Origin of the sequence: Pseudomonas sp. GW531-T4 (assembly GCF_017349615.1) — a bacterium.
Taxonomy (GTDB): domain Bacteria; phylum Pseudomonadota; class Gammaproteobacteria; order Pseudomonadales; family Pseudomonadaceae; genus Aquipseudomonas; species Aquipseudomonas chlororaphis_I.
In genome coordinates this window covers 1-22,823 of sequence record NZ_JACMZT010000031.1, presented here as the reverse complement: position 1 = coordinate 22,823, position 22,823 = coordinate 1, and the positions used below count along the sequence as shown (strand labels likewise).

General features: G+C 61.3%; 24 protein-coding genes and 1 tRNA gene. 15 read left to right on the top strand and 10 right to left on the bottom strand.

Going from position 1 to position 22,823, the window contains the following annotated elements; genetic code table 11:
* Position 1: 1 nt before the first annotated feature.
* The 3 genes from J4D28_RS21930 to J4D28_RS21920 form a co-directional block, all read right to left on the bottom strand.
* On the bottom strand, positions 2–460 hold the full coding sequence (locus tag J4D28_RS21930; protein ID WP_009047480.1) for a tripartite tricarboxylate transporter TctB family protein: 459 nt from the start codon (positions 458–460) through the stop codon (positions 2–4).
* A gap of 56 nt (positions 461–516) precedes the next feature.
* The gene (locus tag J4D28_RS21925; RefSeq protein WP_028681770.1) at positions 517–1,503 is read right to left on the bottom strand and encodes a tripartite tricarboxylate transporter substrate binding protein; all 987 of its coding nucleotides are present in this window, start codon (positions 1,501–1,503) and stop codon (positions 517–519) included.
* Between the two features lie 81 nt (positions 1,504–1,584).
* Positions 1,585–2,877 (bottom strand): OprD family porin, encoded by a 1,293-nt coding sequence (locus J4D28_RS21920; protein WP_009042579.1) that lies wholly within the window; start codon positions 2,875–2,877, stop codon positions 1,585–1,587.
* A 236-nt stretch (positions 2,878–3,113) separates the two neighbouring features.
* Between J4D28_RS21920 and J4D28_RS21915 the strand changes: the two genes are divergently transcribed.
* Both J4D28_RS21915 and J4D28_RS21910 read left to right on the top strand, forming a co-directional pair.
* Complete coding sequence (locus J4D28_RS21915) at positions 3,114–3,785, top strand: response regulator (RefSeq protein WP_009042580.1); 672 nt, start codon at positions 3,114–3,116, stop codon at positions 3,783–3,785.
* On the top strand, positions 3,778–5,163 hold the full coding sequence (locus tag J4D28_RS21910; protein ID WP_028681769.1) for a sensor histidine kinase: 1,386 nt from the start codon (positions 3,778–3,780) through the stop codon (positions 5,161–5,163). The genes J4D28_RS21915 and J4D28_RS21910 overlap by 8 nt, the downstream gene beginning before the upstream one ends.
* Before the next feature lie 18 nt (positions 5,164–5,181).
* Here J4D28_RS21910 and J4D28_RS21905 read toward each other — a convergent pair whose 3' ends face one another.
* Together J4D28_RS21905 and J4D28_RS21900 are read right to left on the bottom strand one after the other, a co-directional pair.
* A complete protein-coding gene (locus tag J4D28_RS21905) occupies positions 5,182–6,003 on the bottom strand; it encodes an HDOD domain-containing protein (protein ID WP_103331529.1) in 822 nt (273 codons plus the stop codon).
* A gap of 37 nt (positions 6,004–6,040) precedes the next feature.
* Entirely contained in the window at positions 6,041–6,982 is a 942-nt protein-coding gene (locus J4D28_RS21900; RefSeq protein ID WP_053268418.1) for a folate-binding protein YgfZ, read from the bottom strand.
* A gap of 149 nt (positions 6,983–7,131) precedes the next feature.
* Here J4D28_RS21900 and J4D28_RS21895 point away from each other — a divergent pair, with 149 nt between their 5' ends.
* Positions 7,132–7,386, top strand: coding sequence for a succinate dehydrogenase assembly factor 2 (locus J4D28_RS21895; RefSeq protein ID WP_007930227.1), 255 nt, complete (start codon positions 7,132–7,134; stop codon positions 7,384–7,386).
* Positions 7,370–7,822 carry a protein YgfX gene (locus tag J4D28_RS21890; protein ID WP_009047485.1) on the top strand — a complete coding sequence of 151 codons (453 nt, stop codon included), beginning with the start codon at positions 7,370–7,372 and terminating at the stop codon, positions 7,820–7,822. Before J4D28_RS21895 ends, J4D28_RS21890 begins: the two co-directional genes overlap by 17 nt.
* Here J4D28_RS21890 and nadB read toward each other — a convergent pair.
* Entirely contained in the window at positions 7,791–9,407 is a 1,617-nt protein-coding gene (gene nadB / locus J4D28_RS21885; protein ID WP_028681766.1) for an L-aspartate oxidase, read from the bottom strand. The two genes, J4D28_RS21890 and nadB, sit on opposite strands and share 32 nt — an antisense overlap.
* 570 nt (positions 9,408–9,977) lie before the next feature.
* On the opposite strand from nadB, the gene rpoE reads away from it, so the two are divergent.
* The 4 genes from rpoE (at position 9,978) to J4D28_RS21865 (ending at position 13,822) form a co-directional block, all read left to right on the top strand.
* Complete coding sequence (gene rpoE, locus J4D28_RS21880) at positions 9,978–10,559, top strand: RNA polymerase sigma factor RpoE (RefSeq protein WP_007930230.1); 582 nt, start codon at positions 9,978–9,980, stop codon at positions 10,557–10,559.
* Positions 10,560–10,590: 31 nt separating this feature from the next.
* Entirely contained in the window at positions 10,591–11,178 is a 588-nt protein-coding gene (locus tag J4D28_RS21875; RefSeq protein ID WP_009042586.1) for a sigma-E factor negative regulatory protein, read from the top strand.
* Positions 11,179–11,186: 8 nt separating this feature from the next.
* Positions 11,187–12,149: a MucB/RseB C-terminal domain-containing protein gene (locus J4D28_RS21870; RefSeq protein WP_103331528.1), complete on the top strand. Its 963-nt coding sequence runs from the start codon at positions 11,187–11,189 to the stop codon at positions 12,147–12,149.
* A gap of 245 nt (positions 12,150–12,394) precedes the next feature.
* Positions 12,395–13,822, top strand: coding sequence for a DegQ family serine endoprotease (locus J4D28_RS21865; RefSeq protein ID WP_009047488.1), 1,428 nt, complete (start codon positions 12,395–12,397; stop codon positions 13,820–13,822).
* A 76-nt stretch (positions 13,823–13,898) separates the two neighbouring features.
* Here the strand turns inward: J4D28_RS21865 and J4D28_RS21860 are convergent, their stop codons facing one another.
* On the bottom strand, positions 13,899–15,332 hold the full coding sequence (locus tag J4D28_RS21860; RefSeq protein WP_007930234.1) for a M48 family metalloprotease: 1,434 nt from the start codon (positions 15,330–15,332) through the stop codon (positions 13,899–13,901).
* A gap of 97 nt (positions 15,333–15,429) precedes the next feature.
* Here J4D28_RS21860 and J4D28_RS21855 point away from each other — a divergent pair, with 97 nt between their 5' ends.
* Both J4D28_RS21855 and J4D28_RS21850 read left to right on the top strand, forming a co-directional pair.
* Positions 15,430–15,669: a sulfurtransferase TusA family protein gene (locus J4D28_RS21855; protein WP_007930235.1), complete on the top strand. Its 240-nt coding sequence runs from the start codon at positions 15,430–15,432 to the stop codon at positions 15,667–15,669.
* A gap of 41 nt (positions 15,670–15,710) precedes the next feature.
* On the top strand, positions 15,711–16,781 hold the full coding sequence (locus J4D28_RS21850; protein ID WP_007930236.1) for an AI-2E family transporter: 1,071 nt from the start codon (positions 15,711–15,713) through the stop codon (positions 16,779–16,781).
* A 71-nt stretch (positions 16,782–16,852) separates the two neighbouring features.
* Here J4D28_RS21850 and J4D28_RS21845 read toward each other — a convergent pair whose 3' ends face one another.
* Positions 16,853–17,326, bottom strand: coding sequence for a peroxiredoxin (locus J4D28_RS21845; RefSeq protein WP_009047490.1), 474 nt, complete (start codon positions 17,324–17,326; stop codon positions 16,853–16,855).
* A gap of 11 nt (positions 17,327–17,337) precedes the next feature.
* Positions 17,338–17,898, bottom strand: coding sequence for a glycine cleavage system protein R (locus J4D28_RS21840; RefSeq protein ID WP_007930238.1), 561 nt, complete (start codon positions 17,896–17,898; stop codon positions 17,338–17,340).
* Between the two features lie 326 nt (positions 17,899–18,224).
* On the opposite strand from J4D28_RS21840, the gene dapA reads away from it, so the two are divergent.
* From dapA to J4D28_RS21815, 5 genes are all read left to right on the top strand, one after another.
* Positions 18,225–19,103, top strand: a complete 879-nt coding sequence (gene dapA, locus J4D28_RS21835; protein WP_009047491.1) for a 4-hydroxy-tetrahydrodipicolinate synthase — start codon at positions 18,225–18,227, stop codon at positions 19,101–19,103.
* A gap of 17 nt (positions 19,104–19,120) precedes the next feature.
* Positions 19,121–20,233, top strand: a complete 1,113-nt coding sequence (gene bamC / locus J4D28_RS21830) for an outer membrane protein assembly factor BamC (protein WP_009047492.1) — start codon at positions 19,121–19,123, stop codon at positions 20,231–20,233.
* Between the two features lie 4 nt (positions 20,234–20,237).
* On the top strand, positions 20,238–20,996 hold the full coding sequence (locus J4D28_RS21825) for an MBL fold metallo-hydrolase (RefSeq protein WP_009042592.1): 759 nt from the start codon (positions 20,238–20,240) through the stop codon (positions 20,994–20,996).
* A 28-nt stretch (positions 20,997–21,024) separates the two neighbouring features.
* On the top strand, positions 21,025–21,735 hold the full coding sequence (gene purC, locus J4D28_RS21820) for a phosphoribosylaminoimidazolesuccinocarboxamide synthase (RefSeq protein ID WP_007930242.1): 711 nt from the start codon (positions 21,025–21,027) through the stop codon (positions 21,733–21,735).
* Between the two features lie 84 nt (positions 21,736–21,819).
* A tRNA-Ser gene (locus J4D28_RS21815) sits at positions 21,820–21,909 on the top strand.
* A gap of 599 nt (positions 21,910–22,508) precedes the next feature.
* On the opposite strand, the gene J4D28_RS21810 is transcribed toward J4D28_RS21815, so the two are convergent.
* Positions 22,509–22,823, bottom strand: a 315-nt coding sequence (locus J4D28_RS21810; RefSeq protein ID WP_207246448.1) for a two pore domain potassium channel family protein, incomplete at its 5' end; no start/stop codon positions are given.

The following is a 22,823-nucleotide window of genomic DNA, read 5'->3' as shown; positions in this document are numbered from 1 at the left end:
ATCAGTTCTCCAGAACGTCGAGCAGGCCCAGGGGCAGTGGCACGTCCATCACCCGGTCGAAGAGCAGGTACAGACCGATGGCCATCAGCGTGGTGACCACGGCGCTGGGCACCCAGCGGCCGCCGTACAGGCGCGCCATCGGAATGCCGATCAGGATGCTGCTGAGAATGAAACCCAGGGGTTCGAACAAACCGGCGAAGATCAGCAGCAGGACCACGCAGATGCTGATCTTGGTCAGGGTTTCACGGTCCAGCGGCGGTTCGTCTTCGCTGTGCTTGATCGGCGCCGGGCGAAACACCATGTACAGCAGCGCCAGGCCCATCAGCCCGAGCATCAGCAGGGGAAAGGCGCGCGGGCCGACCGGTTCGTAGGAAAAAGCGGCCTGGTAAGGCCAGGCCATCAGTGCCAGGCCCAGGCAGACCAGGAGCAGCACCGAGGCGAAAATGCGTTGTAAGAGCATGGCAAACTCCTGGGCCCTGCCCCCGCGAAAGGGGCAGGACCGCTAGACAGGGGCGATTACTGGATCAGGCCGAACTCTTTGGCCAGGGTCTTGTAGTCGGCTACCTGCTTCTTCACGTAGGCGTCCAGTTCCGGCCCGGTCATGGCGAACGGGAAGAGTTCGCGCTGGTCGCGCAGCTTGGCGAACTCTTCGGAAGCCAGCAGCTTGTCGAAGGCGTCTTTCCACCAGGCGTAGTCTTCGTCGCTGACCTTCGGCCCGAGGTAGAAGCCGCGCACCACTGGCCAGACGATGTCGTAGCCTTGCTCCTTGGCGGTCGGGATGTCCTTCATTTCCGGCTCGTCCAGGCGCTTGTCGGAGAACACCGCGAGCAGGCGCATGTCACCGCTCTGGATGTGCGGCATGGAGTCGGAGATGTCGGTACTGCCGACCTGGATGTGCCCGCCCAGCAGTGCGGTGGCGATTTCGCCGCCGCCTTCCAGGGCCACGTAGCGCAGGTCGCGCGGGTTGATCCCGGCGGCCTTGGCGATCAGTGCGGTCTGCATCCAGTCCTGGCTGCCGACGGTACCGCCGGAGCCGATCACCACCGAGCTCGGGTCTTTCTTCAGGGCCTTGACCAGATCGTCGAGGGTCTTGTACGGCGAGTCGCTCTTCACGGCGATGGCGCCATAGCTGGTGCCGACCGCGGCCAGCCAGCGCACCGCGCTTTCATCGAAGCGGCCGAACTTGCCCTGGGCCAGGTTCAGCAGCGAACCGCTGGACCAGGCCACCAGTGTGCCGGCGTCGGCCGGACGCTGGGCCACCACCGCGTTGTAGGCCACCGCGCCGACACCGCCGGGCATGTAGGTCACGCGCATCGGTTTGGTCAGCAGCTTTTCGTTGACCAGCGCGCTCTGCGCCAGTTTGCAGGTCAGGTCGAAACCGCCGCCGGGGGAAGCCGGGGCGATGCATTCCGGGCGCTTGGGTTCGCCACTGGCGGCGAGTAGTTGACCGGCGAACAGCATACAGCCGGCGGCGAGGGCCAATTTACGCAGTGATGGGTTCATGCTTGTCTCCACAGGAGTTGTTGTTGTGTATCGCATGCCAGGGGCTTCGGCAGGTGTCAGCACTTGCCGAAGGTCGGTCGATTACCAGAGCGCCAGGCTGTAGCTCACCAGCAGGCGCACTTCATCCGCATCGCGGGCCGAATAGTTGGAACGGTAGGTGGCGTTGCGCAGGCGCACCGCGACGTCCTTGAAGGTGCCGCTTTGCACCACGTACTTGATCTCGGTGTTGCGTTCCCATTCCTTGCCGGTGTCGCCGTTTTTCAGGGCGATGTTGTCACCGCTCAGGTAGCGGGTCATGAAGGTCAGGCCGGGGATGCCGAGCTTGCCGAAGTCGTAGTCGTAGCGGGCTTGCCAGGAGCGCTCTTCGGCGCCGGCGAAGTCGTTGATCTGCACGAAGTTGACCAGGTATGGGTCGGCCCCGTCGAGGTAGGGGAAGGCGCTGTCGCCGGACATGTGCTGGTAGCCGGCGCTGAGTTTATGCCCGTTCAGGGCATAGCTCACCAAACCGTTGAGGGACTTGTTGTCGATCTTGCCGCCGCGGGCCTGGCCCTGGTCGTCACTGACGGCGAAGCGCAGGTCCGTGGCGAAGGTGCCCGGGCCCATCGGCTGCGAGGCGAGCAGGCCGAAGAAGTGCTGGTTGTAGACCTCGGCGAGCTGGGCGAAGTGGTAGCTGCCGGTGATCTTGTCGGTGAACTTGTAGTCCAGGCCGCCGAAGTCGAAGTGCTTGCCGGCGACGGTGCCGGCGAAGCGGCTGTTCTTGTTGTTGAGGGCGATGTCCTCGAAGTCGGTGCTGTCGCGATCCTTGGCTTTCTCCAGGCGCCCGCCGGTGAAGGTCAGGTTCTTGATTTCCCTGGAGGTCAGCAGGCCGCCCTCGAAGGTCTGCGGCAGGATGCGTCCGTCGTTGGGCTTGATGGTCGGCAGTTCCGGAATCAGGCTGCCGATCTTCAGTTCGGTGGCGGAGATCTTCACTTTGCCGGTCAGGCCGACCTTGGAGTACTCGTCGGCGGCGCGCCCGTCGTCGTGGGTTGGCAGCAGGCCGGTGCCGGTGCGGTCGGGGCTGGAGTCGAGCTTGATGCCGAGCATGCCCAGCGCATCGACGCCGAAGCCCACGGTGCCGTCGGTGTAGCCCGATTGCAGGTTGAGCATGAAGCCCTGGGCCCATTCGTCGCGCTTGGATTGCTGGGCACTGGTGCCGCTGCGGAAATCGCGGTTGAAGTACATGTTGCGGGTTTCGAGGGTGGCGCTGCTGTCTTCGAAGAAGGCGGCCTGGCTGATTGGTGAGAAACCGGCAAGGGCGGCGGCGCTGGCGAGGGCGGTGTGGCTGAGACGGGAAAAACGAACAGGCTGGCAGGCCTGAGGCTGCATGGACAGCATCGTGTTGTACTCCGTTATTGTTCTTATTGGCGAAAACGCTTCGAGGCGTTTTTCGGGAGGCCACTCGGAGGTAGCCACGGAAGTCGAAACAATCCGTAACAGGACTCTAAAGGGCCAACCTTTCGCTAACCTTTCAGCAGACTTTCACGGTTTTCGGGCTTCACAGCAGCGGTCCCGGCTGTAAACTCCGCGGCAATAAAAAGTGCCGTCGATCCCCTGAACGAGGTAGGAAATCCATGCGCGTGCTTCTCGTCGAAGACCACCTGCAGCTGGCTGAAAGTGTCGCCCAGGCGCTCAAGAGCACGGGTTTGACCGTGGATGTGCTGCACGATGGGGTTGCCGCGGACCTGGCCCTGGGCAGCGAGGATTACGCCATGGCGATCCTCGATGTGGGCCTGCCGCGCCTGGATGGTTTCGAAGTGCTGGCGCGCCTGCGTGCACGGGGCAAGAACCTGCCGGTGCTGATGCTGACCGCGCGCAGCGATGTGAAGGACCGGGTCCATGGCCTCAATCTGGGGGCGGACGACTACCTGGCCAAACCCTTCGAACTGACCGAGCTGGAAGCGCGGGTCAAGGCCCTGCTGCGGCGCAGCGTGCTCGGCGGCGAGCGGGTGCAGCGCTGCGGAGTACTGGCCTACGACCTCGATACCCGGCGCTTTACCCTCGGTGAGGAACTGCTGACGTTGACCTCTCGCGAGCAGGCGGTGCTCGAGGCGCTGATCGCCCGGCCGGGGCGGGTCATGAGCAAGGAGCAACTGGCTTCCCAGGTCTTCGGCCTGGATGAAGAGGCCAGCCCGGATGCCATCGAAATCTATGTCCATCGCTTGCGCAAGAAACTCGACGGCCAGCCGGTGGCCATCGTCACCTTCCGTGGCCTCGGCTACCTGCTGGAAAGCCGCGATGCATAGGCCCAGGAGCCTGCGCTGGCGCCTGCTGTGGAACCTGGCGCTGCTGCTGGTGGTATTGATGCTGGCCAGCGGCCTGAGTGCCTACTGGAACGGCCGCGAGGCGGCGGACACCGCCTACGATCGGACCCTGCTGGCCTCGGCCCGCACCATCGCCGCCGGCCTGTCCCAGCGCGACGGCGGCCTGAGCGCCAATGTGCCCTATGTCGCCCTCGATACCTTTGCCTACGACAGCGCCGGGCGGATCTATTACCAGGTCAACGACATCCACCAGCAGCTGATTTCCGGTTACGAAAACCTGCCCGGTCCGCCGCCGGGCACGCCTCGCACCGACGATTACCCGGCGCTGGCGCGGTTCTACGATGCCACCTATCAAGGGCAGAACGTCCGGGTGGTGAGCCTGCTCAAGGCGGTCAGCGAGCCGAACATGAACGGCATGGCGGAGATTCGCGTGGCGGAGACCGACGAGGCGCGGGTCCGCATGGCGCGCAGCCTGATGGCCGATACCCTGTTGCGCCTGGGCATGCTGGCCATGGGGGCCTTGCTGCTGGTGTGGTTCGCGGTCAGCGCCGCGTTGCGCCCGCTGGAACGTTTGCGCAGCGCGGTGGAAGAGCGCCAGCCCGACGACTTGCGGCCCTTGCCGCTGGTCGAGGTGCAACGCGAGCTGTGGCCACTGGTGCGGGCGCTCAATCACTTCACCGAGCGGCTGCGTGGGCAGTTCGAGCGCCAGGCGCAGTTCATCGCCGATGCCGCACACGAATTGCGCACCCCGTTGGCGGCACTCAAGGCACGCCTGGAACTGGGGCTGCGGGCGTCGGAACCCGAGACTTGGCGCAGCACCCTGGAAAGCGCCGCCCAGGGCACCGATCGCCTGACTCACCTGGCCAATCAGTTGCTGTCCCTGGCGCGGATCGAAAACGGTGCCCGGGCGATTGCCGAGGGCGGCGCGCAATTGCTCGATCTCAGCCAGCTGGCCCGCGAACTGGGCATGGCCATGGCGCCCTTGGCCCACGCCCGGGGGATCGCCCTGGCCCTGGAAGCCGACGAGCCGGTCTGGCTACGCGGCGAGCCGACCCTCTTGAACGAGCTGCTGAGCAACCTGGTGGACAATGCCCTGGCCCACACCAGGCCGGGCGGAAACGTGATCCTGCGGGTCAGCGCGCCGGCGGTGCTGGAGGTGGAGGACGACGGCCCGGGGATTCCGCTGGAAGACCGCGACCGGGTATTCGAGCGTTTCTACCGGCGCAACCCCCATGTCGCCGGTTCCGGCCTGGGCCTGGCGATCGTCGGCGAAATCTGTCGCGCCCATCTGGCGCAGATCAGCCTGCACGATGGCGCTCAGGCGGGGCTGAAGGTGCGGGTGAGTTTTAACGCGGGCTAGGGGCTTTGCGGTACAGGTTCAGTAGAACATTGACTGCGACTCGGCCAGGTCGCTGCACATCACCTTGTTCTCGGGGTCGATTCCGAGCTTTTTGAAGGCCGGTACGCTGAGGAGATCGATCTTCGCCAGCGGGTGGTTGGTGTCCTTGTGGCAATACAGGCTGGCGACCTGCACCAGGTCGACGTAATCCACACGTGTGGACTGACGCTTGAAGTCCAGGTACTGCCCCGGCAATTTGGCCAGCTGTTCCGGAAACTCCCAGACCTGTAGCAGCTTGTCGCCCAGTAACGGGTGGATGCGTTCGATCACGTGGTTGAGGCTGACCGGGTCGGACAGCAGCTCATAGTGATCTTCCGCATAGGTCAGGATCGGCAGCACGCCGATCTGATGCACCAGTCCGCCAAGGGCGGCCTGGTCGGGTTTCAACTGGGTATGGCTGCGGCACAGGGCATAGCTGACGCCGGCCACTTCCAGGCTTTTGCGCCAGACGTCGTGCATTTTCTGTGCGATCACCTCCGAGCGGGCATGGAAAATCTGCTCCATGACCAGGCCGATGGCCAGGTTGCTGCTGTAGTTGACCCCCAGCCGGGTAATCGCGGTGTGCAGGTCGGTGACTTCCTGGGTGGCGCGCAGCAGGGGGCTGTTGACCACTTTGATCAGGCGCGCCGACAGCGCCGTATCACGGCCAATCACTTTGCTCAGGGTACTGACGCTGATTTCCGGATCTTCAGCGGCCCGGCGAATCTGCAGGGCCACTTCCGGTAACGTTGGCAGAACCAGGTCATCGTTATCGATGGCCTCAACCAAATCCTGTTGGACCTTTTCCGCCAGCTCACTCATTTCTGTTCTCTAGGGGTATTGCAGGAAGTTGCGGCGATCAGCGCTGGATTTCTCGATCGCGATCCAGCTGGTAAGGCAGGTCCAGCAACTGCAGCCCGGGACCTTCGAGCGCGCCGAGATGGAGATTGCCATCCTCTGCTGCTTCGGCTTGCAGTACGGCCAGGAGTTCAATGTTTTGTTCGGCGCGCGCGGCGATCACCACTTCGCCGATGGAGCTGCCGTGGGTCGGGGAGAACAGCGGGGTACCGGGTTCCGGCAACTCTTCGACGTTCAGGGCCAGGCGGTAGAGGCGGCGCTTGAGTTTGCCCAGGTACTGCATGCGCGCGACGATTTCCTGGCCGGTGTAGCAGCCTTTCTTGAAACTGACGCCGCCGATGGCCTGCAGGTTGAGCATTTGCGGGATGAACAGCTCGCGGGTGGCCGGCATGACCTGGCCGATACCGGCGCGGATCTGGCCCAGCAACCATTGGTTGAGATCGCCTTCGGGCAGTTGCGCGGCCAGCTTTTCGCGCAGGCCTTCAGCTTTATCTGCCGGGGCCCAGAGCTCGGCCCGGTCCGCTGAGACACGAATGGCGATCAGGCTGTCGCTGCGGGCAACCGCGCCGTCTTCCGCCGGCAGCTGCAGTCCGAGACCGGCCAGCAGCGCATCGGCGTTGCCCAGGCCGAAGCGCGCCCACAGGGCGCTTTCATCGCTGAGCTTGGCCTTGGAAAACACCGCGTATTTTTTCAGGTCCGCCAGTTGCGGCTCCAGCAACTCGGTGGCCATGGCCAGCAGGCAGCCATCGCCTTCGAGCAGGATGCGAAAGCTCGATTGCATGCGGCCTTTCTGGGTGCAACGGGCGCCCAGGCTGGATTGGCTATCGCTGAGGTAATTGAGGTTGCAGGTCAGCTGGCCCTGAAGGAACTTGCTGGCATCGGGGCCGCGGACGGCGAGAACGCCCTCGTGGGACAGGGAGCAGAAAAAAGCGGAATCAGCCATGGGTCATCGCAGGGTAAAAAGTCTGGCGAACATCATAAGGTGGTGCCCTTGAAATGGGTAGTTCACAAAGGATGGGTGGCGATCGACCAAAGCCGACTGTTCTGGCGTCCGTCGGACTGTATACTTGCGCTCTATTTGAGGAGCGCTCCATGGTCGAAGATGTTGAACTGAACCGCCTCTACTGGCACAGCCGCCGCGGCATGCTGGAACTGGACGTGTTGCTGGTGCCATTCGTGAAAGAAGTCTATCCGCATCTGAACGATGTTGACCGTGCCTGCTACGTCAGGCTGCTCGAATGCGAAGATCAGGACATGTTCGGCTGGTTCATGGAACGCTCCGAATCCGAAGATCCCGAGCTGCAACGCATGGTCCGCATGATCTTGGATCGTGTCCAACCCAAGTAACACCTTCGAATGCCGCTGGCAGCCTTCCAGGCAATTGCTGGCGGCCTATCTCCTGGCCCAGCTGTTCGCGCTGGGCGCCTTGCTGATGCTCGATATTCCGCTTTGGGCCGGTCTGTTCGGGGCTCTGCTGTGCCTGGGCCACGCAGTCTGGACGTTGCCGCGGCGGATTCTGCTGAGTCATCCCTCGGCTTTCAGCGGTCTGCGTCGCGATGCCGATGGCTGGCAGTTGTGGTGCGCGGGGCAGGGCTGGCGGCCGGTGCAACTGCGGCCTGACAGCCTGGCGCTGCCGTTGCTGGTGGTGTTGCGTTTTCGCTTGCCGGGCGAGCGCTGGGTGAGGTCGGTCTGTGTGCCACGGGATGCACAGGCGGCCGATGTGCATCGGCGCCTGCGCGTGCGGCTCAAGTTCAGTCGCCGTAGGTGGGCGGCACCAGAATAGTGTCCAGTGCCTGGGGCAGCAGGTTCGGGTAGTCGAGGGTGTAATGCAGGCCGCGGCTTTCCTTGCGCTCCATGGCTGAACGAATCATCAGCTCGGCGACCTGGGCCAGGTTGCGCAGCTCGATCAGGTCGCGACTGACCTTGTAGTTGCTGTAGAACTCATCGATTTCGTCCAGCAGCAGGCGCACCCGGTGCTGAGCCCGTTGCAGGCGCTTGTTGGTGCGCACGATACCGACATAGTCCCACATGAATCGCCGTAGTTCGTCCCAGTTGTGCGCAATGATCACGTCTTCGTCGGAATCGGTGACCTGGCTGGCGTCCCAGGCGGGCAGGGCGATCGGAATGGCGATCTGTGGCAGTTGCTCGAGAATGTCGGCGGCCGCGGAACGGGCATAGACGAAGCATTCCAGCAGCGAGTTGCTGGCCATGCGGTTGGCGCCGTGCAGGCCGGTGAAGCTGGTTTCGCCAATGGCATACAGGCCCGGAACGTCGGTGCGGCCCTGCTGGTCGACCATCACCCCGCCGCAGGTGTAGTGCGCGGCCGGTACCACCGGGATCGGCTGCTTGGTGATGTCGATGGAGAATTCCAGGCAGCGTTCGTACACGGTCGGGAAGTGGCTTTTGATGAAGGCTTCCGGCTTGTGGCTGATGTCCAGGTACACGCAGTCGATACCCAGGCGCTTCATTTCATGGTCGATGGCCCGGGCGACGATATCCCGCGGCGCCAGTTCGGCACGCGGGTCGAAACGCGGCATGAAGCGTTCACCGTTGGGCAGCTTCAGGAGTGCCCCTTCGCCGCGCAGGGCCTCGGTGATCAGGAAACTCTTGGCCTGCGGATGGTAGAGGCAGGTCGGGTGGAACTGGTTGAACTCCAGGTTGGCCACCCGGCAGCCCGAACGCCAGGCCATGGCGATGCCATCGCCACAGGCGCCATCGGGGTTGCTGGTATAGAGGTAGACCTTGGCGGCACCGCCGGAAGCGAGGATGACAAAACGCGCACCGTAGGTGTCGACTTCGCCGGTGGCGCGGTTGAGTACATAGGCGCCGAGGCAGCGATCGCCTTCCAGCCCCAGGCGTTTTTCGGTAATCAGATCGACGGCGACCCGCTGTTCCAGCAACTCGATATTCGGGCGTTGCCGGGCCTGGTCCAGCAATGTCGTGAAGATGGCCGCGCCGGTGGCGTCGGCGGCATGGATGATGCGGCGATGGCTGTGGCCGCCTTCGCGGGTCAGGTGGAATTCGAAACCGCCGTCTTCATTGCCCGATTGTTCGTCACGGGTGAAGGGCACGCCCTGATCGATCAGCCATTGAATGGCCTCGCGGCTATGCTCGACGGTAAACCGCACCGCGTCTTCGTGGCACAGGCCGCCACCGGCATTGAGGGTGTCGTCGACGTGGGATTCGACGGTATCGGTGTCGTCCAGCACTGCCGCGACGCCACCCTGAGCCCAATAGGTCGAGCCATTGGCGAGATCGCCCTTGCTCAATACGGCGATGCGCAGATGACCGGGCAAGGTCAGCGCAAGGCTCAAACCGGCAGCGCCGCTGCCTATCACCAGAACATCGTGTTGAAACTGTTGGCTCATTGGAAGATTCCGCTCAAAAGCGACCCGGGTCGGGGTTGGCGCAAGACGCCTGGATCGGCGAGTCAAAGCAGCCATGCAGCCCACTAGTATATAGAGGGGGGGATCGGCACAATAGCGGTGCCTTCGTGGCATTATGAAATTATGGGCGCGGGAAAAGGCGGTGTTGCGAGGCAGTGGCGGGCGGTTAGATTTTTCCGTCAAATCGGGAAACTGGCGACTGTATCGAAGATGTAGCAACCTTTTTCTCTTCATGGTTACACAATGTTCGCCCTGCACGGCTATAAAGATTGGGAACTTTTGACACGGCCCCAAACTCAATAGAAGGTTGCCTGATAGAAGGGACAGCGTCGGTTTTATGCAGGACTTGTGTTGTGGTCATGCAACTCAATTCGACGACAGGATTATTCGCGCAGCCGGCCTTGCCCGCGCTGCGTTTTTCGTGCGTGCCAAATCAGAGCCCGCAGGAAACTTGCTTGGAGGGGGAGAACTTTTGCGAAAAGCCCGAGTCTATGTTTGCAAGCCTGATCGTTTAGTTATGCAAGCCTCCTCCGAGCTTATCGAGGAGTGTTCATGCTAACCCAGGAAGAGGATCAGCAGCTGGTCGAGCGCGTTCAGCGCGGCGACAAGCGAGCTTTCGATCTGCTAGTGCTGAAATACCAGCACAAAATTCTCGGGTTGATCGTGCGTTTCGTGCACGACACCCATGAAGCCCAGGATGTTGCACAAGAAGCCTTTATCAAGGCTTACCGTGCGCTTGGTAATTTCCGCGGTGACAGTGCGTTTTATACGTGGCTGTATCGTATCGCCATCAACACGGCGAAAAACTATCTGGTTTCACGCGGCCGCCGGCCGCCGGATAGCGATGTCAGTTCCGAGGATGCGGAGTTCTACGATGGCGATCACGGCCTCAAGGATCTCGAATCTCCAGAGCGCGCATTGCTGCGGGATGAGATCGAAGGCACCGTCCATCGAACCATTCAGCAACTGCCAGAAGATTTGCGTACGGCTTTAACTTTACGTGAATTCGATGGTCTGAGTTACGAGGACATTGCCAGCGTCATGCAATGTCCGGTGGGTACCGTGCGCTCCCGGATTTTCCGCGCTCGGGAGGCCATCGATAAAGCCCTGCAGCCGTTGTTGCAGGAAACCTGAGACAGCGGCGACAGCCAAGAGAGGAACCGCCATGAGTCGTGAAGCCCTGCAGGAATCGCTGTCCGCGGTGATGGATAACGAAGCGGACGAACTGGAATTGCGTCGGGTATTGAATGCCGTCGACGAAGTGGAAACCCGTGAGACCTGGGCTCGTTACCAGATCGCCCGGGCGGCCATGCACAAGGAATTGCTGCTTCCGCGTCTGGACATCGCCGCGGCCGTTTCTGCTGCGCTGGCTGACGAAGCCGTACCGGCCAAGGCCACTCGTGGTCCATGGCGCAGCCTGGGTCGCCTGGCTGTTGCTGCGTCGGTGACCGTTGCCGTGCTGGCGGGTGTTCGCCTGTACAACCAGGACGAGATCGCTGGTGTCGAACTGGCACAGCAATCGAACCAGCCAACCCTGGCCGCTCCTCAAGTAAAAGGCCCAGCTGTATTGGCCGGCTACAATGAGAGTTCGGAAGCCACTGGCCCTATGGCCAACGGCGTATTGCAAGGTCAGCCAGGCTGGCACGATCAGCGTCTGCCAAGCTACCTGCGTCAGCATGCTCAACAAGCTGCACTGAAGGGCACTGAAAGCGCTCTGCCTTATGCTCGTGCGGCGAGCCTGGAAAACCGTTAAGGAGGATCATGCGCGCCATCCCTCTACTCTCGCTTCTGCTCAGTGGCTGGTTCATCGTTCCAGCCCACGCCGACGAAGCTCAGGATTGGTTGAAACGTCTTGGGCAAGCCGAACAGCAGCAAAGCTTCCAGGGTACTTTCGTCTACGAGCGTAACGGTAGTTTTTCTACCCATAACATCTGGCATCGCGTCCAGGATGGCCAGGTCCGCGAGCGGTTGATTCAGCTCGACGGTTCCGCTCAAGAGGTTGTGCGTGTTGATGGGCGTACCCAATGTGTCAGCGGTACGCTGGTGGCTGGACTGGGGGATGTCCCCAACGCTTCGGCCCACTCACTCGATCCAGAAAAGCTCAAGAATTGGTACGACCTTGCCGTCATCGGCAAGTCGCGTGTGGCTGGGCGTGTGGCGGTCATTGTTTCCCTGACCCCACGGGACCAGCATCGTTATGGTTTTGAATTGCATCTGGACCGCGAGACGGGCCTGCCGCTGAAATCGTTGCTATTGAACGATAAGGGGCAGTTGCTCGAGCGCTTCCAGTTCACTCGCCTGGATACGGCTGATGTGCCGAAGGACAGCGAGTTGCAGGCCAGCGCCGAATGCAAGGCTGTGGCCCTGGACAGCGACAAGGCTTCCGCGGTGAAGGCTGCGCAGGTCTGGCATTCCGACTGGTTACCGCCAGGCTTCGAGTTGACCAGCAGCAGTGCGCGCAAGGATCCCGACACCAAGGCCATGGTCAACAGCTTGATGTATGACGATGGTCTGGCCCGCTTCTCGGTGTTCCTCGAGCCGCTCAACGGTGCGACGGTGACCGACACTCGCACTCAACTGGGCCCGACCGTGGCGGTATCCCGGCGCCTGACCACGCCTGAAGGCGAAATGATGGTAACGGTGGTGGGCGAGATCCCTATCGGCACCGCCGAACGGATCGCCTTGTCGATGCGTACCGACGCCGCTGGGCCCAAGGCGCAGTGAGTACAGCCCAGGTGTTCATCGAGCGTTAATGTTGGTTGTGTAAGAGGTCTGCAATGCCAGCTCTGCAATCGAGATATCTAAATGTTCGGTGAACATTTTCATTTGCAAAACCCCCTGTTTTTTCTTATAGGTCAGAGCCACTAGGTTCTGGCCTTGTTTGTCGTTTCCGGGACAAAAGTACTGCGCGAGTCGCCTGGTATTTCTTGTCCCTATCGCTTAACCACGCTCGTTGTAATGGGAGCCGTATGTCGATACCACGTTTGAAATCCTATCTCTCCATTTTCGCTACTGTGCTGGTGCTCGGTCAGGCCGTTACCGCGCAGGCGGCGGACTTGCCTGACTTCACACAACTGGTCGAGCAGGCATCGCCTGCAGTGGTCAACATCAGTACCACGCAGAAGCTCCCGGACCGCAAGGTTTCCGCCCAGATGCCAGACCTCGAAGGCTTGCCGCCGATGCTGCGCGAGTTTTTCGAGCGTGGCATGCCGCCGCAGCCGCGTTCGCCACGGGGCGATCGCCAGCGTGAAGCCCAGTCCCTGGGTTCTGGCTTCATCATTTCGTCGGACGGTTACATCCTGACCAACAACCATGTGATCGCCGACGCGGATGAAATCCTTGTCCGCCTGGCTGACCGCAGCGAACTCAAAGCCAAGCTGATCGGTACCGATCCACGTTCCGACGTGGCATTGCTGAAGATCGATGGCAAGGACCTGCCAGTGCTGAAACTGGGCAAATCCCAGGACCTGAAGGCCGGCCAGTGGGTGGTGGCCATTGGTTCGCCATTTGGTTTCGACCACACCGTGACCCAGGGCATCGTCAGTGCCATCGGTCGTAGCCTGCCGAACGAAAACTACGTGCCGTTCATCCAGACCGACGTGCCGATCAATCCGGGTAACTCCGGTGGTCCGCTGTTCAACCTGGCCGGTGAAGTCGTGGGTATCAACTCGCAGATCTACACCCGTTCCGGCGGCTTCATGGGTGTGTCCTTCGCCATCCCGATCGATGTCGCCATGGACGTTTCCAACCAGCTGAAAGCCGGTGGCAAAGTCAGCCGCGGCTGGCTGGGCGTGGTCATCCAGGAAGTGAACAAGGACCTGGCGGAATCCTTCGGCCTGGAGAAACCGGCCGGTGCGCTGGTGGCCCAGATCCAGGATGACGGCCCGGCGGCCAAGGGCGGCCTGCAGGTGGGCGATGTGATCCTGAGCATGAACGGTCAACCGATCATCATGTCGGCGGACCTGCCGCATCTGGTCGGTGCCCTCAAGGCAGGCGCGAAAGCCAACCTTGAAGTGATTCGTGACGGCAAACGCAAGAACGTCGAATTGACCGTTGGTGCGATTCCGGACGAAGACAAGACCCTGGATGTCATCAGCAAGTCCGGTGCCGAGCGCAGCAGCAACCGTCTGGGCGTTGCGGTGGTCGAGTTGACCGATGAGCAGAAGAAAGCCTTCGACCTCAAGGGTGGTGTGGTGATCAAGGAAGTCCAGGATGGCCCAGCCGCGCTGATCGGCCTGCAGCCGGGCGATGTGATCACTCACCTGAACAATCAGGCGATCACTTCAACCAAGAACTTCACTGAAATCGCCCAGGCGCTGCCAAAGAACCGTTCGGTCTCGATGCGGGTTCTGCGTCAGGGGCGCGCCAGCTTCATTACCTTCAAGCTGGCCGAGTAATCCGCTTAGCGGGTTGATCGCGCAATAAAAAGCCCGCCTCGGAAGAGGCGGGCTTTTTTGTGGGCGCCGGTCGGGCTCAGCGCATCATGTCCTTGACCATCTGCTCCTGGTCCATCAACTCACGCTGACGTGCGTCGATCCGCGAAGACAGGGGAAAGTTGCTGCCGGCGCGGCGTTTGGCGAAATCCAGCTGCTGGATCGCCTGGCGATAGTCGCCGACCAGGGCAAAGTATTCGGCCCGCGCCTGATGCAGGCCGATGATGTTGCCGGACAGGCCACGGGTTTCCGCCACCGAGTACCAGACGTCCGGATCATCGGAGCGGGTCTTGAGCAGGCTTTCCAGAGCCTTTTCGGCGTCCGCCGGGCGATTCTGCTTGAGCAGCAGATCGACCCTGACCTGGTTCAGTGGATAGTTGCCCGGGTACTGCGCAAGCATTTTATCCACCCGGGCCTGAGCGTCGGAAAAACGGCTGGTGGCGGTATCCAGATCGATCTGGGCCAGGTTGTAAGTGATGTCGTTAGGCTGCTTGGCCAGCAGTTGCTTGAGGTTTTCCCGGGCATCGTTGAACTGGCTGCCCTTGATCTGGGCGATGGCGAGTCCGTAGCGGGCGATGTCGTTTTTCGGGTTTTCGTCGAGCTGGGCACGGAAACGCTTGGCGCCCATGCCGGGAGACTCTTCGTAGATCAGTTGCACGCGTGCGCGGATCAGCTGGTAGCGCAGGCTGTCTTCCTTGCCGCCAGCCTTGGCCTGTTCGGCACGGTTGCGGGTGTCGGCGATCCGCGATTCGGTGACCGGGTGAGTCAGCAGGAACTCCGGCGGCTTGGCGTCGAAGCGGTACTGACGCATCAGGCGTTCGAACATGGTCGGCATGGAGCGCGGGTCATAACCGGCCTTTTCCAGGTTGAGGATGCCGATACGGTCAGCTTCCTGCTCGTTCTGCCGAGAGAAGCGCCGTTGTTCCTGGATGGCCGCGGCCTGGGTGCCGGCAATGGCGGCGATCCCGGCGTCGCCACCGCCCGCCGCAGCGATCACAATACCGGCCAGCAGGGCGGCCATCATCGGCACCTGCATGCGTTGCGAGGCCTCGACGCCACGGGCGAAGTGGCGTTGCGACAAGTGCGCCAATTCGTGCGCCAGCACCGAGGCGTATTCGCCTTCGGTCTGGGCATTGAGGAACAGCCCGCCGTTGACCCCGACAATCCCGCCGGGAGCGGCGAAGGCGTTGAGCTGCGGGCTGTTGATCAGGATGAACTCGAGGCGCCGGTCGTTGACTTGGCTGGTCTCGACCAGCTTGTAGACGCTGGTTTCGACGTAATCCTTGAGTTGCGGGTCGTTGAGTTGCGAAACCTGGCTGCGCAGCAACGCCAGCCAGGCGCGGCCCAGTTGGTGTTCCTGTTGGGGCGAGACAATGGCAGAACTGGCATCACCGAGTGACGGCAGGTCGTCGGCGAAGCCTGGTGAGGCGAGCAGGCAAGCGAGCGTCAGCAGGGTAGGGCGCAAAAAAGTCATGCACAAAGCCTTAGTCGACAAAGAGTCTACTGTAGCCGGACACCAGGCCTTGGACCAGATATTCTAGGCACCTCGACGACCCTCCCGGAGTGACGCAATGACTGATGCTGTAGCCCACGACGCCGAGCTCGATGCCAGCGGCCTGAACTGCCCGCTGCCGCTGCTCAAGGCCAAGATGGAACTCAATCGCCTGGCCAGCGGCGCGGTGCTCAAGGTGATCGCCACGGATGCCGGTTCCCAGCGCGACTTTCGCACCTTTGCCCGTTTGGCCGGTCATACCCTGCTGCGCGAGGAAGACGAAGCCGGGGTCTATCGTTACTGGCTGAAGAAGGCCTGAACCGCCCCGGAAATCATCGCGCCTCTGTCTAAGGATCATTGATGTTCAAAGTGTTACGCGACTGGATTCAGCGCTACTTCTCCGACGAAGAGGCCGTGGTGCTGGCCGTTCTGTTGTTCCTGGCCTTCACCGCCGTGCTGACCCTGGGCGGCATGCTCGCGCCGGTATTGGCGGGGATGGTGTTGGCCTACCTGATGCAGGGGCTGGTGCTCACGCTGGAACGCTGGCGCTTGCCAGGCGGGGCGGCGGTAGGCCTGGTCTTTGCCTTGTTCATGGGGCTGCTGCTGGTGTTCATCGTGGTCGTCGTGCCGCTGCTGTGGCATCAGTTGATCACTTTGTTCAACGAGCTGCCGGGAATGCTCGCCAAGTGGCAATCGCTGCTTCTGCTGTTGCCGGAGCGTTACCCACACCTGGTGTCCGACGAACAGGTGTTGCAGGCGATCGAGGTGGCGCGTGGCGAGATCGGCAAGTTCGGCCAGTGGGCGCTGACCTTCTCGCTGTCCAGCCTGCCACTGCTGGTCAACATCATGATCTATCTGGTGCTGGTGCCGATCCTGGTGTTTTTCTTCCTCAAGGACCGGGCGATGATCAGCCAGTGGGTGCGCGGTTACCTGCCGCGCGAGCGGGCGCTGATCACCCGGGTGGCCCAGGAGATGAACCGGCAGATCGCCAATTACATTCGTGGCAAGGTGATCGAGATCGTCATTTGTGGTGGAGTGACCTACATCGCCTTCGTGGCCTTGGGGCTGAACTACGCGGCCCTGCTGGCATTGCTGGTGGGGATTTCGGTAGTGGTGCCCTACGTCGGGGCGGTGGTGGTGACCGTGCCGGTAGCGCTGATCGCCTTGTTCCAGTGGGGCTGGAGCGACCAGTTTATCTATCTGATGGCGGTCTACGGGATCATTCAGACCCTGGACGGCAACGTGCTGGTGCCGCTGCTGTTCTCCGAGGCAGTGAACCTGCATCCAGTGGCGATCATCTGTGCGGTGCTGCTGTTTGGCGGGTTGTGGGGCTTCTGGGGCGTATTTTTCGCGATTCCCCTGGCCACCCTGTTCAAGGCGGTACTGGATGCCTGGCCGCGCAAGGAGCCGGTCGTGGCGCCCTTGCTCTAGAACGGCTCTGTCCTGGAAATGAAAAGGGGGCGGCTGATTCAGCCGCCCCCTTTTTTAGTCGTTTACCCCGCTCAGGCCTTGTTCAGCGCCTGCGCGGCAGCCAGTACCGCATCCACGTGGCCTGGCACTTTCACGCCACGCCATTCCTGGCGCAGCACGCCATTCTTGTCGATCAGGAAGGTGCTGCGATCGACGCCCATGTATTCCTTGCCGTAGAGCTTCTTCAGCTTGATCACGTCGAACAATTGGCAGACGGCTTCGTCCTTGTCGCTGATCAGCTCGAAGGGGAATTCCTGCTTGCACTTGAAGTTCTCATGGGACTTCAGGCCATCGCGGGAGATGCCGAACACCTCGGTGTTGGCGGCCTTGAACGCGGCGTATTGATCGCGAAAGCCCTGGCCTTCGGTGGTGCAGCCCGGGGTGCTGTCCTTGGGGTAGAAGTAGATCACCACCTGCTTGCCCTTGAGCGCGGCGAGGCTGACGGTCTGACCGCTGGTGGCCGGGGCTTCGAAGTTGGCAACAGGTTGGTCGATGGCAACGGCCATTGGGGCTTTCCTTACATTGGGTTCTGTGGGCGCCAGGGTTCGATCAACGCATCGAGATTCATGGCGTCGGCGAAGTCCAGGAACTGATCGCGCAGCCAGCTGATCTGGGTGCCGGCCGGCAAGGTCACGGTAAAGGTGGCGTTGAGCATGGTGCCGCCGGTCTGCGGAGCCTGATAGGTGTCGCAGGTCAGGTTTTCCAGCTCGACATGGTGGTCGATGAAGAACTGGCACAGTTCGTTGACGATGTCCGGGCGGTAGGCGGCGCTGACGTAAGCCACATAAGGCAGGGCCTGCGGGCGGTTTTCCAGGGCCGCGCTGCGTACCACGTTGACGGTGAAGGCGTATTTCTTCGCCAGCGACGGCAGGCCGGCCTCCAGGCGCGCCAGGGCATCCCAGCTGCCGGAAACCTCCAGGACCAGCGCGCTGCACTCGCCGTGGCGGGTCAGGCGGGAGGTCACCACGGCACAGCGGTTTTCATGGCTGGCGCGGCACAGGACGTTGGTCAGCTCCATGGGGTTGGCGCCGAGGGCACTGATGACAAGGAATTGTTCGCGGACTGTGGGGGTGGACATGCAGCATTCCTAAAGCGATGAGCGGTCGATACTTTTACAGGCTCGAGTACTGGGTAAACGTCCGGATGCGGTTTCAGAAGCCCTGAACCGCCCGGTTGCAACGAACTCCATAAAGGCGAGAGCGAAGGGCGGCAACGCGGGATTGGGGCTTCGGATGCCGAAAAGGGAGGCTGGAACCCGGCGTACGAGCTTAGCAGTACCGATCAAAGTCTGAAGGGTAGCGAAATACATCGCTCAGGGGAATGCTCGCAGCGCGGTACTTCGCTTGTGCAAGCATCTTGGCGCCAGTACCATTACCGCTCTCTTTTTCCGGCAGGAGCGGTTGCATGATTGCGGGCAGTATGGTGGCACTGGTCACACCCATGGATGCACAGGGTCGTCTCGACTGGGACAGCCTGAGCAAACTGGTGGACTTCCACCTGCAAGAGGGCACCAACGCCATTGTGGCGGTCGGCACTACAGGTGAGTCGGCTACCCTCGATGTGAACGAACACATCGAAGTGATTCGTCGCGTGGTCGCTCAGGTTGCAGGGCGCATCCCGGTGATCGCCGGTACCGGCGCGAACTCGACGCGCGAAGCGATCGAACTGACCACCAACGCGAAGATCGCCGGTGCCGACGCGTGCCTGCTGGTGACCCCTTATTACAACAAGCCGACGCAAGAAGGCCTGTATCAGCATTTCCGTGCCATCGCCGAAGCCGTCGATATCCCGCAGATCCTCTATAACGTGCCGGGTCGCACCGCTTGCGACATGAAGGCCGAGACTGTGATCCGCCTGTCGACCGTGCCGAACATCATCGGCATCAAGGAAGCCACCGGCGACCTGCAGCGCGCCAAGGACATCCTGGCCGGCGTGAGCAGCGACTTCCTGGTGTATTCCGGCGACGACGCAACCGCCGTCGAACTGATCCTGCTGGGCGGCAAGGGCAATATTTCGGTGACCGCCAACGTGGCGCCAAAAGCCATGAGCGAGATGTGCGCCGCCGCGATGCGTGGCGATGCCGCCACCGCCCGGGCGATCCACGAGAAGCTGATGCCGCTCAACAAGACGCTGTTTATCGAATCCAACCCTATTCCCGTGAAATGGGCCCTGTGCGAGATGGGCTTGATGGCGAACGGTATCCGTCTGCCGCTCACCTGGCTCAGTGCTGCCTGTCACGAACCGCTGCGGCAGGCCATGCGCCAGTCCGGCGTATTGGTTTAATTGAGGAAGTACTACGCATGAAGCGATTGGCCGGACTTTCCGCACTTGCCTTGATTATCTCCAGCACCAGTGGCTGCGGTTGGATCTGGGGGCCGGAAGGCTACTTCCGTGACCGCGGCAGCGATTACCTGCAAGCGCAACAGACCGCACCGATGCAACTGCCGTCGGATGTCAGCACCTCCAAACGCCTTGATCCGCTGTTGCCGATTCCGCGCAACGTGGCCGACGACACCGTCAAGGGCGAATACATCGTGCCGCGTCCGCAGCCGCTGGGCTCGGTGGCCGATGCCAGCGACTACACCCTGCAGAAGAGCGGCGATGCACGTTGGGTCATGGCCCAGCACGCCCCGGCCGAAGTCTGGCCGGTGGCCATGCAGTTCTTCCAGGACAACGGTTTCCGTATCGACGAACAACGCCCGCAAACCGGCGAGTTCAGCACCGCCTGGCAGCGTTCCGACGAGCTCTCCGCATCCATGGCCAAGCGCCTGGGCAGCGTAGGTTCGGCCGATAACGAAACCCGCGTGCGGGTGCGTATCGAACCCGGCGTGCAGCGCAATACCAGTGAAGTCTACGTGGTCAGCGCCGAGCGTCCTGTCGGCAGTACCTCCAACGTCGATTTCACCAACCGTTCGGTCAACACCAGCCTGGATGCCGCGCTGGTCGACGAAATGCTTGCCAGCATGAGCCGCAGCGCCGAGAAGGGCGGTTCGGTCTCCCTGCTGGCCGCGCGTGATTTCGATACCCCGAGCCGTGTCAGCCTCACCGAAGACGGCAGCGGCAACGTGGTGCTCAACCTCGGCGAAGACCTCGACCGCGCCTGGTCGAGCGTCGGCCGCGCCCTGGAACAGGGTGAGTGGCGCGTTGAAGACATCAACCGCAGCCTGGGTCTGTACTACATCAACCTGGCGGAAAAAGCCGAGAAGAAAAACGACGAGCCGGGTTTCTTCGGCAAGTTGTTCGGCAGCGCACCGGCCAAGGAAGAAATCGAAGCCCGCGCCGAGCGTTATCAGGTTCGCCTGAGCAAGGTGGGCGACAACGTCCAGGTCACCGTCGAGAAAGACATCAACACCGTTGCCCCGCCTGAAGTGGCGCGCAAAGTGTTGACTGTGATTCAGGACAATCTGGGCTGATCCGATGCGTTTCGCCGTTCTCGGCAGTGGTAGTCAAGGGAATGGCACGCTGATAGCCAGTGACGACACCTACGTCCTGGTGGATTGTGGTTTCTCCTTGCGCGAAACCGAGCGGCGCCTGCTGCGCCTGGGGGTAGCCCCCGCGCAGCTGAGCGCGATTCTGGTAACCCACGAACATGCCGACCACGTGCATGGCGTGGGTTTGCTGTCTCGGCGCTACAATTTACCGGTCTACCTCAGTCGCGGCACGTTGCGCGGGATGCGCAAGCCGGTGGACGCCGCGGGTTTTCTCGCCGGGGGCGAGACGCTTCAGGTCGGTGCCTTGAGCATCGACGTGACCCGCGTCGCCCACGATGCGCTGGAACCTGTGCAGTACGTGTTCAGTGACGGCCAGCGGCGTTTCGGCCTGCTGACCGACCTGGGTTCCTACTGCGACACAGTGATCGACCGCTATCGCGGGCTGGATGCCTTGATGATCGAGGCCAATCACTGCCGCGACATGCTGGCCCGAGGTTACTACCCGTATTTCCTCAAGCAGCGGGTCGGTGGGGAAATGGGACATTTGAACAACCATCAGGCCGCAAGCCTGGTGGCCGAGTTGGGCTGGCAGGACCTGCAGCATCTGGTACTGGCCCACCTCAGCAGCAAGAACAACCTGCCGCAGCTGGCCCGGCAATGTTTTGTCGACACCCTCGGGTGCGACCCGGACTGGCTGCAACTGGCCGATCAAGATTCAGGGCTCGACTGGCGCCACATCGCCTAGCCCACCTACTTAGCAAGCGGAGCCCATCATGGAAAAACGTGAAGAACTCTACCGTGGCAAAGCCAAATCGGTTTACAAGACCGACGACGCCGACCGCCTGGTCCTGCTGTTTCGCAACGACACCTCGGCGTTCGACGGCAAGCGTATCGAGCAGCTCGATCGCAAAGGCATGGTGAACAACAAGTTCAACGCCTTCATCATGCAGAAGCTCGAAGAGGCCGGCGTGCCGACCCAATTCGACAAACTGCTGGGCGACAACGAATGCCTGGTGAAGAAGCTGGACATGATCCCGGTTGAATGCGTCGTGCGTAACTACGCCGCCGGCAGCCTGGTCAAGCGCCTGGGTGTGGAAGAGGGCCTGAAACTCAACCCTTACACCTTCGAACTGTTCCTGAAGGACGACGCCAAGGGCGACCCGTTCATCAACGAATCCCACGTCGTGGCGTTCGGCTGGGGCACCGCCGAGCAACTGGCACGCATGAAAGAACTGTCGCTCAAGGTCAACGAAGTCCTGAGCAAGCTGTTCGACGATGCCGGCCTGCTGCTGGTGGACTTCAAGCTGGAGTTCGGCGTATTCCACGGCCAGATCGTCCTGGGCGACGAATTCAGCCCGGATGGCTGCCGCCTGTGGGACAAGGAAACACGCAAGAAGATGGACAAGGACCGCTTCCGTCAGGGCCTCGGTGATGTGATCGAAGCCTACGAAGAAGTCGCAAACCGTCTGGGCGTACCGCTGTAATCGACGCAACCGACTGATAGCACGGAAAAAATTTGCCCGAGGGGCTTCGCTTCGGGCAAAGGTGCTGTTATGATGCGCGCCGTTGGAGAGATGCCAGAGTGGCCGAATGGGACGGATTCGAAATCCGTTGTACCTTCGCGGGTACCTAGGGTTCGAATCCCTATCTCTCCGCCATACAAATGAAAACCCCTGAAACCTATGGTTTCAGGGGTTTTTTGTTTTGGGGTTATACCTGGCCTTGGTACATACAACTCCTGTGCTTTCCTTTCCTTGAATCCTGATCACCTGGCTCTCCATGTGCCCACCAGGAGTCGAGGAGGGCGTGGATCTGCATAGGCAATCGACACGTTGCGCCTATAGTCGATTGGGCTCGCCAGCTGCTTCTGGAACTCAACCCCCGCGAGTCTCCTTACACACCTTGCAGGGTGTCTCTATTACGCCCTGAGGCCGCCTCTTGGCTCTTCTAGGCTTTCATCCGGGCCATGAGCCAAAGTGACGCGAAGTTATCGCTGCTGCTGATGAGGTACAGGCGGGTCGCCCTATCCGCGCATCAAAGGCCGCTTCCGCGCCTTCATAAGGTTTTGTCAGCACAGGGTTCAGTCGAGCACGCTACGTGGTTTCAGCGCCCATGAGATCGGGTTACAGGGCCTGATGCTTTGCGTCGAGTGGTTAGCCAACTGGAATCGGATACCCGATAAAGTTCTGGCTCACTCAGGTTTTCTCTTGTGAATAAGCTGGGCCGAAAATATAAAGCTATCTGCATGTCTATTGGTTTAGTTGTCTTTCTTCTCTACGTTGAGTAGCGACATGGTCTTGGCAACAATCAGAGCGGTGAACAAAATTCCAAAAAGCACCTCGGCACATACAAATATTCTTGCTATGGGGGTGGAGGGTGAGATGTCGCCATAGCCAACGGTGGTCAGCGTTATGATGCTGAAGTAGACAAAAATATCGATTCTGAAGGTCGAAGGAGAGCCGGAAAAGCTTCCAGGGGAAATCTGCTCTAGAAAGTCGAAAATAAATGCGAATGTTAAGGCGGTTTGCAGATAGACAGCTCCAAGGCCGTAAAGTAGCTCCTCGGTGACAGG